The 11,119-nt window shown below is 65.0% G+C and carries 7 protein-coding genes and 2 pseudogenes; 4 read left to right on the forward strand and 5 right to left on the reverse strand.

Annotated features, from left to right (window positions below; all coding sequences use genetic code 11):
• Positions 1-71: 71 nt before the first annotated feature.
• The 3 genes and pseudogenes from AC5JJ1_RS02340 to AC5JJ1_RS02350 all read right to left on the reverse strand — a co-directional run.
• Positions 72-269, reverse strand: a pseudogene (locus AC5JJ1_RS02340) (transposase); the annotation flags it as partial.
• Positions 270-522: 253 nt separating this feature from the next.
• The gene (gene acmB / locus AC5JJ1_RS02345) at positions 523-1,716 is read right to left on the reverse strand and encodes a methyl acetate hydrolase AcmB (protein WP_495783508.1); all 1,194 of its coding nucleotides are present in this window, start codon (positions 1,714-1,716) and stop codon (positions 523-525) included.
• Positions 1,717-1,753: 37 nt separating this feature from the next.
• A complete protein-coding gene (locus AC5JJ1_RS02350) occupies positions 1,754-3,400 on the reverse strand; it encodes a flavin-containing monooxygenase (protein ID WP_495783509.1) in 1,647 nt (548 codons plus the stop codon).
• A 541-nt stretch (positions 3,401-3,941) separates the two neighbouring features.
• On the opposite strand from AC5JJ1_RS02350, the gene AC5JJ1_RS02355 reads away from it, so the two are divergent.
• On the forward strand, positions 3,942-4,919 hold the full coding sequence (locus AC5JJ1_RS02355; RefSeq protein WP_495783510.1) for a Bug family tripartite tricarboxylate transporter substrate binding protein: 978 nt from the start codon (positions 3,942-3,944) through the stop codon (positions 4,917-4,919).
• 250 nt (positions 4,920-5,169) lie between these two features.
• On the opposite strand, the gene AC5JJ1_RS02360 is transcribed toward AC5JJ1_RS02355, so the two are convergent.
• Positions 5,170-5,952, reverse strand: a complete 783-nt coding sequence (locus AC5JJ1_RS02360) for an IS5 family transposase (protein ID WP_495783511.1) — start codon at positions 5,950-5,952, stop codon at positions 5,170-5,172.
• A gap of 442 nt (positions 5,953-6,394) precedes the next feature.
• On the opposite strand from AC5JJ1_RS02360, the gene AC5JJ1_RS02365 reads away from it, so the two are divergent.
• From AC5JJ1_RS02365 to AC5JJ1_RS02375, 3 genes are all read left to right on the forward strand, one after another.
• Positions 6,395-7,978, forward strand: a complete 1,584-nt coding sequence (locus AC5JJ1_RS02365) for a Na+/H+ antiporter (RefSeq protein ID WP_495783512.1) — start codon at positions 6,395-6,397, stop codon at positions 7,976-7,978.
• A 159-nt stretch (positions 7,979-8,137) separates the two neighbouring features.
• Positions 8,138-8,563 (forward strand): transposase, encoded by a 426-nt coding sequence (locus AC5JJ1_RS02370; RefSeq protein WP_495783513.1) that lies wholly within the window; start codon positions 8,138-8,140, stop codon positions 8,561-8,563.
• Between the two features lie 118 nt (positions 8,564-8,681).
• A complete protein-coding gene (locus AC5JJ1_RS02375) occupies positions 8,682-10,628 on the forward strand; it encodes a diguanylate cyclase domain-containing protein (RefSeq protein WP_495783514.1) in 1,947 nt (648 codons plus the stop codon).
• On the opposite strand, the pseudogene AC5JJ1_RS02380 reads toward AC5JJ1_RS02375, so the two are convergent.
• Positions 10,610-10,876, reverse strand: a pseudogene (locus tag AC5JJ1_RS02380) (IS481 family transposase); the annotation flags it as partial. The gene AC5JJ1_RS02375 and the pseudogene AC5JJ1_RS02380 overlap by 19 nt on opposite strands.
• Positions 10,877-11,119 lie beyond the last annotated feature (243 nt).

Consider the following 11,119-nt stretch of genomic DNA (forward strand, 5'->3'; position numbering starts at 1 on the left):
ATTCTCGATCACCCGCGCCCCCTCATTGCGCGATCCTATCCACGCGACAACTGCTTTGACACGGGGGGGCTCCCGCCGGTCTCTGACTGCACCGCCTGAGCGAGCTGCTCGACCTGGCCGCGGTCCTCGGCGTTGGCTGGGGTGACGTGCAGGGCCAGCAGGTGGCCGAGGGTGTCGACGGCCAGGTGCAGCTTGGAGCCGCGCTTGCGCTTGGCGCCATCGTAGCCGGCACGTTCGCCGCTCTCGGGCGTCGAGCGCAGGGTGAGGCTGACCCGCGGCGGGCCGCAGGAAACGGCCGGGCTGCTCGACACCCATTCGGCCGGTCCGGAGCGCCTGGCGGCCTGGCGGCAGGCGGCGGAGGAGATCCGCCGCTCCCCGACCTGGTACCGCGGCGGCCGGGCCAGCAAGCACCGGCGTGAGGGCAGGCGTCCGGTGCGGCCCGACCCGATGGGCGGCGGCACGCCGCAGTCCCCACCGCTGCCAAGCCATGCGCCCGGACCATCACGGCCCGTTCCGGGCAGGTCACCCCGCCTTGCGCTGACGCAGCCCCGCGTAGAAGGCGGTTTCGAATTCCATGTAGCCCCCGAAGGACACCGGATCCCCGAAGGGCAGGATCTGCGTCGCCCAGAAGCCGCCGAAGCCGTTGGCCCTGTCGATCCAGTAGAACAGGTTGGCGAGGCCAGCCCAGCCGAGCGCTCCCGCTGGGCGCCCGGTCGGCGCCTCCTCGTCGTTCACCATGAAGGTCAGGGCCCAGGACTTCGACAGGCCAGGGAAGAACTCGGCGTCATTGGAGAGCGACCGAATGACGCCCGGCAGCATGGTGATCTTCTTGCCGTTGAGCTGGTCTCGTTCCGCCATGCGGATCGTCTCGGGCCTCAGGACCTGGCCGTGCTCGGCCCGGCCGTCGTTCAGCCACATGCGGATGAAGCGCATGTAGTCGCCAACGGTCGCGTAGAGGCCGTGCCCGCCCATGTGCACGTCGGGCTCGGCGGGCAGCTCGAACTCGATGGGCGAGAGCGAGCCGTCATCGCCCCGAGCGTGCATTCCCGCCGCGCGGCGGCGCATGGCCGCTGTCATGAAGAAACCGGTGTCCTGCATCCCGAGCGGCCCGAAGATCCGGCTGCGGAAGACCTCGCCGAGACGCTGGCCGGTCACCCCCTCGACCACTTGGCCGGCCCAGTCGATGTTCGAACCGTACTCCCACCGCTCGCCGGGGTCGAAGAGCAGCGGGGTCATGAGGGACGCCTTTCTCGCGGTGACAACGCTCGGCTGGCCATGCTCCTGCGCCAGGCGGTTGTAGGTCTCGTTGAAGAAGTCGTAGCCGAAACCCGCGGTGTGCAGCAGCAGCATCCGCGTCGTCACCTCGCGCCTCGGCGGCCGCAGCCTCGGCGCTCCCTTTTCGTCGAACCCCTCAATCACCTGCAGCCGGCCGATGTCGGGGGCATAGGCTTTCGCCGGCGCGTCGAGGTCGAGCCTGCCGTCTTCGACCAGTTGCAGCACCGCGGTGCCGGTGATCGCCTTGGTTGTCGAGAAGATGGCGAAGACCGTATCCGTCGTCATCGGATCCGGCCGGTCGAGCCGCCTGACGCCGGCCGCGCCCTCGTAGATGGTGCGGTGTCGGTCGGTCGCCATCGCCACCACGCCGGGTACGCGGGGGCTGGAGGTGACGACGCGCTGCAGGATGGTGTCGGCGGCGGCCTTGAAATCGGCGCCCATGGCTGTTCCTCCCTCGGTGGCGTGACGCGGGCCGGCGTCAGCGCATGGCAAAGCCCTGATAGCCGCTCGCGGCCACCTCGGCGCATTTCTGGCGGTAGGTCCCGACGCCGCCCGTGTAGGACAGCACCCGGCGCGGCTTCCCCGCGACGTTGGAGCCGAGATACCAGGAGACCGTCTTCGCAATCAGGGTCGCGCCCGCCGTTTCGTCGTGATGCGCCACCCAGCGGTCCTCCATCTCCTGCGTCGGCTCGCAGACCGCGAGGCCGTGCTGCCGCATGTGGCGGATGCATTCGGTGATCCACTCGGTCTGCTGCTGCAGGCAGGTCGTCATGTTGCAGAGCGCGGCCGAGGGCGCCAGTGGCGTGGCGGTGGTGAACAGGTTGGGGTAGCCATGGATCTGCAGCCCCATCGTGGTGCGAATGTCGCGGCCCCACTCCTCCTTCAGCGACCGGCCGCCGCGGCCGCGGATGTCGATGCGGGTCAGTGCGCCGGTGCCGGCGTCGAAGCCGGTTGCGAGAATGATGACGTCGAGCGGGACGACCCGGCCATCCGCCAGCTGGATGCCGTCGGGCACCACGCGCTCGATCGGGTTGTCCCGCACGTTCACTGCCTCGACGTTTGGTCGCAGGTAGGTCTCGAGATAGCCCATCTCCAGTGGAACGCGATGCGTGCCGAAGCCGTAGTCCTGCGGCACCAGGACTTCGATGAGCTTCGGGTCCTTCAGCCGCGCGCGCATCTTCTCGCGCACGAACTCGGAGATTTCGTCATTCACCGCCGCGTCGAAGAACATCTCCCCGAACGAGGCGAGCCAGAGCTTCAGCGATCCGTCCTGCCAAGTATCCTCGAGCACACGACGGCGCTGCTCCGGCACCAGGTCGGCCCATTTGTGGACGAAGTCGTATTCGAAGCCGGTGAAGGTATTGGGGATGGTCCGCTTCAGCTCTTCGAATCTCGCCTTGTAGGCGGCGACCTCCTCCGGCCCGTACTTCGGGTTCTTCATCGCCACGATGTACTGCGGCGTACGGACGAAAACGGTCAGGTGCCCGACCTCGGGCGCGATGGTCTGGATCACCTGGATGCCCGTGGCGCCGATGCCGACCACGCCGACCCGCCTGCCGGCGAGCTCGATGCCTTCCTTCGGCCAGCGGCCGGTATGGACCAGCTGCCCCTTGAAGCTGTCCTGCCCAGGAAAGGCCTCCGTCAGTGGAGCCGACAGCATGCCGCAGCAGGTCACCAGGAACTGCGTGTCGATCGTCTCGCCGGCGGCGGTGCGCACGATCCAGCGTCCGATTGCCTCGTCGAACCGTGCCGAAGCGATGGTGGTGTTGAACTGGATGTCCTTGCGCAGGTCCAGTCGGTCGGCGACGTAGTTGAGCCAGCGCTCGATTTCCGGCTGGCCGGGAAACTTCTCGCTCCAGCTCCAGCCCTTGTAGAGATCTTCGGAGAACAGGTACTGGTAGATGTAGGCTTCTGAATCAAAGCGTGCGCCGGGATATCGGTTCCAGTACCAGGTGCCGCCGATGCCCGAGGCGGTGTCGTAGGCGCGGACCTTGAGGCCGAGCTGCCGAAGCTGGTGCAGCTGGTACAAGCCGGCCACGCCGACGCCGATGATCAGCGCGTCGAGTGTTGTCCGGTCCGTCGCGGTGTCGGCGGTGACGGGCTTGGCGAGCGTCGTCTCGGTCATGCGTCACTCCCTGGAGGTCTTTTTGACTGGAGGGCCGTGCTGGATGCCCCGCGACCATGCGGCTGGCACGGCGCGCCCGCATGCGCGCGGTGGCCCTCCGTCATGGTGAGGATGATGATATGCAGAACGCAATATGCCTGCCAGGCAAAACGCCATCGGCAATACGGCGGGGCAAGGCGTGCTGCGTGCCGGCAGCCCGGCTCGCGCGGCGCGGGTAGAGGAAGGCCGGAACGGCAATCATCCGGCGACAGCGCGCGTCTGAAACTCGACGGACGCGGTGCGGCATTGTCAACTTCGCGCTCTTTGGCCGGAACGAAGCGGCTGGGGCATGCTGGCGAGATGACGCCCGAGCCCGCTCCGCCGCCCTCGCCTCAAATGGCCAAAGTCGAGATAAGTGGATCGTACGACAGCCGATCCGCTTCCCGGATCTTTCAGAAATAGCGCCTCCTGGCAGGACTGTCGTTTGCGCTGGCATTTCCGCCTCTTGACGCCGCAGACTGCCAGGTGAACGGGCCACAGAGCCGTACCGGAGGAGACGAGGATGCCGCGTTCTTTCCTGCCCCGCCGTACGTTGATCGCCGCCGGCCTGGCCGCGCCAAGCCTGGCCCGGGCGCAGACCGACGACTGGCCCAGGCAGACGGTGCGCTACATCAACCTCTATGCCCCAGGCGGAGCGAACGACATCCTCTCTCGCGCCTGGTGCCAGGCCATGACGCAGATCACCGGCCAGCAGTTCGTGGTGGAGAACCGCACCGGCGCCGGCGGTACGGTGGGCAGCGACGCCATCGCCAAGTCTCGCCCGGACGGCTACACCGTGGGTCTTGGTGGTGTCGCCAACTTGGCCATTGCGCCCTCGCTCTTCCCGAACCTGCCTTACGATCCCTTCCGCGATTACAGTCTAATTTCGGGCTTGTACCGACAGCCCAACATCCTGATCGTCAACAACGAACTTCCCGTGCGCAGCGTGCCGGAGCTGATCGCGCTGCTGAAAGCGCATCCAGGGCGTTATCACTACGCAACAGGTGGTGCCGGCACCACGCCACACCTGTCGGCCGAGTTATTCAAGATGACGACCGGCACGGATATGCCCTTCGTGCAGTACCGCGGCGGCGCACCAGCGCTCGTTGACCTCATGGCTGGCCAGGTGCAGGTGATCTTTGACAACCTTGCTGGCCCGATCGGGGCAGTCCGGGACGGCAAGGTGCGGGCGCTGGCGGTCACCAGTCCGGAGCGAAGCCCAGTGCTCCCCGACCTGCCAGCTTTGGCGGAGTTCCTGCCAGGCTTCGACCTTACCAGTTGGAATGGGTTGATCGCTCCAGCCGGCCTGCCGCCGAGAATGATCCGGCACATGGCGGCGCTGGCGCATCGCGCTCTCACAAGTCCTGAATTGGCGAAGACCTACACCGACAATGGCGCAACACCTTGGGTGGTGGGACCGGAGGACTACGCGGCTTACGCCCGTACACAGGAGCCATTAATGCGCGAATTAGTGCGGCTCAGCGGCGCCTCGGCCGGATAGCGCTGTCTGTCTGATCTATGGCGTCACCTACTCCAGCTTCACCACGCTCTGCTCGAGCCCATGCATTTCCGATCTCATGAGACGGTTGATGGTGACGGTTCTTCGCTTCCGAAAATCATCGCTGGGCAGCAGGTACGCGGAGTTTGCTCAGTCTCAACTACCAGCGCGGTAGGAAGGCCCACCTCGATGTCGTGCGGTGCCGGTCCTTGTTGGATAAGGCGTGAGATGGAAGGAACTTGTCGGCTGTGAACTAAGGTCTGTGACCGGCCTCAGCGATGCACAGGTTGATCGTGGTGGCGGCGAGATGGGCGAAGCCCATCCAGCTGCGGCGTGTCTTGTCGCGTCGCAGGGCAATGCGGGCAAAGTCCTTGAGCCGCGAGAACAGGTTCTCGACGTGGTGCCGCCGGGTATACGGCACGGGATCCCATGCGGCTGGATCGATTATGCCCCGCTTGGGTGGGGTGTGGACAGTGCAGCCTTCGACGGCAAAGGCCGCACGGAGCGGCGCCGAGACGTAACCGCGGCCAAGCGCCGCGTCGCAGGCCGGGATGCCCGAAGCGGGCGCTGTGGCATAGCGCAGGTCCGAGTGGTGTCCGGGGCTGGCGATCAGCCGCAGGATGCGGCCTGCGCCATCGGCGCCGGCATGCAGCTTGGAGCAGAGCCCGCCACGGCTGCGACCGAGCGCCTCGGCAGCTGCCGTGCTGCCCGCCGCCCCGCTCGCGGCCCGGTGGGCCTTGCAGGTGGTACAGTCCAGCAGCAGCAGCCCGTCAGCGGGCAGGCTTGGGCGAAGCGCCTCGAAGATCATCTCCCACCAGCCACGCAGGCACCAACGCCGCCAGCGGCGATAGACGCTCGACCAGAGGCCCAAGCTCTCCGGCAAGTCACGCCAGGGCGCGCCGGTCCGGCCAATCCAGAGCGCCGCCTCGACGAAACGGCGCAGTGCCACGTCATCACGCTTCCAGATAAGGGGAACTTGCTGCATCACCAGCATCAGCGACACCCATTGGGTGTCGTCTAGGCTTGTCCTGGTCATGGCCGCGTTTCCTTGAAAGCCTCGAGACCTTCCAAGGTGGCGCGGCCAGAGACCGGATCGGAGCCAGACCAGTTAGCCAGACAGTCCGGTCACCGACCCTAGGCGGAGAACGGCAGATCAAGCGCTTCAAGGCGCATCGGCAGGCACATCGCTTCCTTTCTGCTCACAACTCAATCGTTGACCTTTTCCATCTCCGCCGTGGCCACGTCACCGTCATCGGGTATCGGACCGCAAGGGCGCGGGCGTTCGAAATGTGGGCGGATGCCAGCGGGGCTCCGCCGCTGCCTAAACACCGCTGTGCGTCGCCTGCGGCATGCCAGCGTGGCAGCAGAAGGGTCGACAAATCGACGGTTCCTCATTTTCATCGGCGGCCCATCTGCCTACCGACGGTGCTTTCCGCGTTGGGCTTCGTGATCACACGCTCCGAGGCGGTCATTGCGTCATGCTAATTTTCGAAGTTCTGCTTGGCCTTCTGGCCGCTTCCGTTGTGTTGGCTCTCGTCGCACGTCACCTGCATATGCCATTGGCCGTGGTGCTTGTGATTGGTGGCATGGCGCTGGCCTTGGTGCCGGGCCTGCCAACCATTGACCTCGACCCTCAACTGGCGCTGGTCATGTTCCTGCCGCCGCTCCTGCAGGCAAGCGCCTACCGTACCGATTGGCCTGCATTCCGCTTTAACCTGCGGCCGATACTGCTGCTGGCCCTCGGCGCGGTCCTGTTTACCGCAGGCGCCGTGGCTGTGACCACTAAGCTTCTCTTGCCTGACCTGCCCTGGGCCGCTGCGGTCGCGCTTGGCGCTATCGTTGCTCCGCCCGATGCGGTGGCGGCGACCTCGGTGCTGAAGAACTTTCGGATCCCAAAGCGCCTTGTCACCGTGTTGGAAGGCGAGAGCCTACTCAACGATGCCTCTGCGCTGGTGCTCTATCGTTTCGCCGTTACCGCTACCATGGCGGGTAGCATCTCGCTCGGTGAAGCATCCATGTCCTTTGTGTTGGCAGCCGCTGGCGGTGCCGCTATGGGATACGGCGTCGGGCGGGTCGCCATGTGGATCTTCGCCCGTTTGGAGGACACGCTTCTCGATATTCTTGTGACCTTTTTGGCTGGCTTTGCCGCTTACATTGCGGCCGAACAGTTGCATGTCTCTGGCGTCCTCGCGGCTGTGACCTGCGGCCTCGTGCTTGGACGACAGCAGCACGCAGCCTTCACAGCACGCACGCGGCTGGAGTCAGGTGCAGTCTGGAGCTTCGTCGAGTTCGTCCTTACCGCTCTGGTGTTCATTCTGATCGGCTTGCAACTGCGCGACATCCTGGCTCGGCTCGAACAATACAATCCTTGGCAGCTTGCAGGTCTCGGCCTGGCTGTCTCGGCTGCGCTGATCGCCAGCCGCTTCGTCTGGATTTTCCCGGCGACTTGGTTGCCGCGGGTGCTGTCGCCAAAGCTACGAGAGCGCGATCCCATGCCGCCCTGGACCCATGTGACGGTGTTATCCTGGGCTGGAATGCGGGGGGTCGTGAGCCTCGCCGCGGCCTTGGCCCTTCCGGCGGAGTTTCCGGGACGCGACATCATTCTCTTTCTTGCCTTCTGCGCTATTTTGTCGACGCTCGTGCTTCAAGGAACGACGCTTGGGCCACTGATACGGCACCTGGGCGTGAGTGAACCGGAGAATGAACCCCTGAACCCGGCCGTCACGCCAGAAGCAATCACTGCACGCAGTGAGGCGACGGTGGCGGCTATGGATGCCGTGGGTGAAAAGCTTAACGACCCTGAGCAGGCGGCCGCTGCCGATGAACTCCTACGGGACCTCCGAATTCGCGCCAAACAGGCCGACCAAATGCGCCAGGACGCTGAGACGGGCTCGCAACGCGATGCCACACGGCTCGGCTTGCGGCTAACTGCTGTCGAGGCTGCGCGCGCCAAGCTCCTAGCGGAGCACAAGGAAGAACTCGACACCGAGGCTATGGCAGCATTGATTGCGGAACTTGACTTGGAGGAACAACAGATCAGGGTCGCTCTAGGTAAGCGCTGATTATTAGGATCTGCAAAGATGGGGTACGGGTGGGCATAGATCATGGCGGTCAGCTTCGGTCATGCACGCTGTGACGTTGTTGCAGCGGTCGCCCGCCTGAGCGGCTGCGGGTAGTGTGAGATCGGGGCGAGGCCTCTTCATCCTGCAGGGGCATACCTCTTGCCGTTCAAAGCGAACGCCGCTCGGCACCACCACATCCCGAAGCAGCGGCACCGGGTAACCAACTGGGCCATGTATGATGCGGGCCTGCGCGCCCGCGGCACCCTCACCGTGTGGTTCACGCCGGAGGCGGTCGAGGCATGGACCGCCGAACCGCGCACCGGCCGGGGCGGGCAGCCCGCCTACTCCGCGCTGGCCATCGCCACCGTCCTGACGCTGCGTGCCGTGTTCCGCCTGGCGCTGCGTCAGACCGAGGGCCTGATCTCGCTGCTTTGCGTAGGGCGCGGAGGAACACAAACGTGCCGGAACGGACCACTGCGGGCTCCGACCCACTGGCCGAGCGCCTCGCCCGGCAAGCCCGCGGCTGCACGACCAGCTCGACATCTCGCTACCGCGGCGGCATTAAATCCTTGTAGGGGTTTCTGAGTATAAATAATTCGCTCACTGATTGCATCATGACGCTGGACAAGCGGCACCCATGCCGATATCACGGAATCGTGAGTTAACGTAGGGCTGCCCATAAGGCCCGGCTCGGGAAGATTCCATGAACCTCCGGCCCTGGCGCCTCAAAGGCTGGCATCTCACCGCGGTTACCCTGACGGTGGCAGCAGCATTCTGCGGCCTCGTCACCGAAGCTCTGCTCGAAGCCCGCAGGGATACCTGGGATCGCGCCAGCCAGTCTGGTCGAAATCTCGCTCGCGCCATGGCGACAGAGATCGAGCGAACTGTGGAGAGCCTCGACCTCTCTCTCAAGGGCGCGGCGGACAATAGCCAGGTCTTGGGTGTCATGAGCCTCGAGCCGCAGCTGCGCAACATGGTGCTGTTCGACCGGGCCGCTGCTGCAAAGAATCTTGGCTACATGGTACTTTTGGACGCGCGCGGCGACATCGTGGCCTCGTCGCGGCTTGACGGGCCTCTGCAAGGCAACTTTGCTGACCGAGGCTATTTCCGAGCTCACCGGGACAACGCCGCGCTTGGACTGCACGTGAGCGAACCCTTTCGGAGCGGGTTGAGCAGCGACGCGAGCCTTGCCTTCAGCCGTCGTGTGCCTGCACCTGATGGTGGGTTTGGCGGTGTTGCGGTCGGAGCGGTCCGTCTTAACTCAGTCCGGGAACGCTTCGAGGCCATGGATCTTGGAGCAAAGGGATCCCTGACGCTGTTTCACGAGGACGGCACGATCGTGATGCGCGTGCCCTACCGCGATGCCTTTATCGGCAGCGATGTCAGCGCGACTGAAGTCTACCGGCGCGCCATGCAGAGCGAGAGCGGCCAGTTCGTCGCGGTTTCCAATTTCGACGGCGAGCGCCAGATGCACAGTTTCGCAAGCGTCGCAGGAGCGCCCCTCCGGGTTGCGGTCTCCTTCTCGATCAACGACATTGAGGCAGGTTGGCGACAGCATGCCATCCTCGTCAGTTTGGCCGCGCTCGTCCTGGTAAGCGTCCTGCTCCTAGCGTCGCTCGCCCTGGGGCGCACGATGCGGAAGCGCCAGGAGGCTGAGGCCGCCACATATGAGAGCGAAGCCAACTTCCGTCTGCTCGCAGAAAACTGTGCCGACATGGTGACGCGCATAGGCCCGGACGGTTTACGCCGATATGTCTCCCCCGCCTCGTTCCGCATCCTCGGCCGGGTGCCGGAAGAACTTGTTGGGCGCCGTCCACGAGATGAGATCCATGCCAACGATGCAGCAGCCGTGGCTGCAGCATCAGACCGATTGCAGCAAAGCGATGACGATACGGAGGCCACACTTTGCTACCGCAGTCGTCGGGCTGACGGCACCTGGATCTGGATGGAGTCTACCGTTCGCGCCGTCCGTGACCCATTAACAGGGAAGAAGGATGGGCTTGTGGTGGTATCGCGCGATGTGACTGAGCGCAAAAGGGTTGAGGTTGAGCTGGCGCGCTTGGCCACTCTTGACGGTCTTACTGGCATCGCCAACCGACGCAGCCTGGATGATGCGCTCGGACGGGAATGGCGGCGTTGCGCCCGGGCCGAGTTGCCACTTTCTGTGCTGCTGGTTGACGTGGATCGATTCAAGGCGATGAACGACTCCCAAGGCCACCAAAAGGGCGACGAGTGCTTGCGGCTGGTGGGAGCGGTGCTCGGCGGCACCGTGCGCCGGGCCAGTGACCTGTCAGCCCGCTATGGCGGTGAGGAGTTTGCGCTTTTGCTGCCAGAGACAGATGCCATGGGCGCTGCGGCCGTGGCTGAGCGGGTACGAGCTGAGGTCGAAGCTCTGGCCCTGCCACACGAGGCCAGTGGGCTGCCTGGGGGCGTTGTGACTGTGAGCGTAGGTGGTGCGACGATCTGGCCAGTGCCAGGCGAGGAGGCAACCGGACCGGCTGCGCTCATTGGGATGGCTGACCAATGCCTGTACGAGGCAAAGCGTACCGGGCGGAATAGAGCGGTGCACACTGCAATGCCTTGTCCCGGTTTGGCAGCATCGCTGGGGCGCGCCGCGCCGTCAGCTTCAAACTTCATCGTGCCGACGTAGCAGGTGTCCTGGGCGCCGCAGTAGCCCTGGCACTCGCTCTCGAACTCGCCGTGGGCTTCATTGTCCTGCCTGGCCGTTTCCAAGGCGGCGATCCGGGCCTCGGTGAGCATAAGCCCATCCTAGGCGCTCCTGGCATCGAGCGCCTTCAGCCGCTTCTTTATGGTCTCGAGGTCGTGCCGTTGCCAGACGCAGCGCACCCCGGCGGGGAAGATGGACAGGCCGCGGCGCTCCACCGCCTCGGCCACCCGCTGGCCTTCCCCCGCTTTCACGAACAGTGTTACGCGGCTCTGAAGCAGCCGCCTGGAACGCCGCCACCTTCTGCTCTGGTGTGATGTAGCTCAACGCAGCATGAAGGCGGTGCTTGTTGTACCATCCCTGCAGGAACCGAAAATGTCAGCCCTGGCTTCGGCGTGTGTTTCGGTGTGGCAGAATGGCTCTGTCGCAGTTTCCGTGCTCGTCGGGCGTTGGTGTCGCGTCCTTTCTCCGAGGGA

Source organism: Belnapia sp. (assembly GCF_059504005.1).

What these genes read in the sequence shown, in the direction of transcription:
- AC5JJ1_RS02355 (WP_495783510.1), top strand. Translation starts at nt 3,942, where the DNA reads ATGCCGCGTTCTTTCCTGCCCCGCCGTACGTTGATCGCCGCCGGCCTG.
- AC5JJ1_RS02375 (WP_495783514.1), top strand. Translation starts at nt 8,682, where the DNA reads ATGAACCTCCGGCCCTGGCGCCTCAAAGGCTGGCATCTCACCGCGGTT.
- acmB (WP_495783508.1), bottom strand. Translation starts at nt 1,716, where the DNA reads ATGGGCGCCGATTTCAAGGCCGCCGCCGACACCATCCTGCAGCGCGTC.
- AC5JJ1_RS02360 (WP_495783511.1), bottom strand. Translation starts at nt 5,952, where the DNA reads ATGACCAGGACAAGCCTAGACGACACCCAATGGGTGTCGCTGATGCTG.
- AC5JJ1_RS02350 (WP_495783509.1), bottom strand. Translation starts at nt 3,400, where the DNA reads ATGACCGAGACGACGCTCGCCAAGCCCGTCACCGCCGACACCGCGACG.
- AC5JJ1_RS02365 (WP_495783512.1), top strand. Translation starts at nt 6,395, where the DNA reads ATGCTAATTTTCGAAGTTCTGCTTGGCCTTCTGGCCGCTTCCGTTGTG.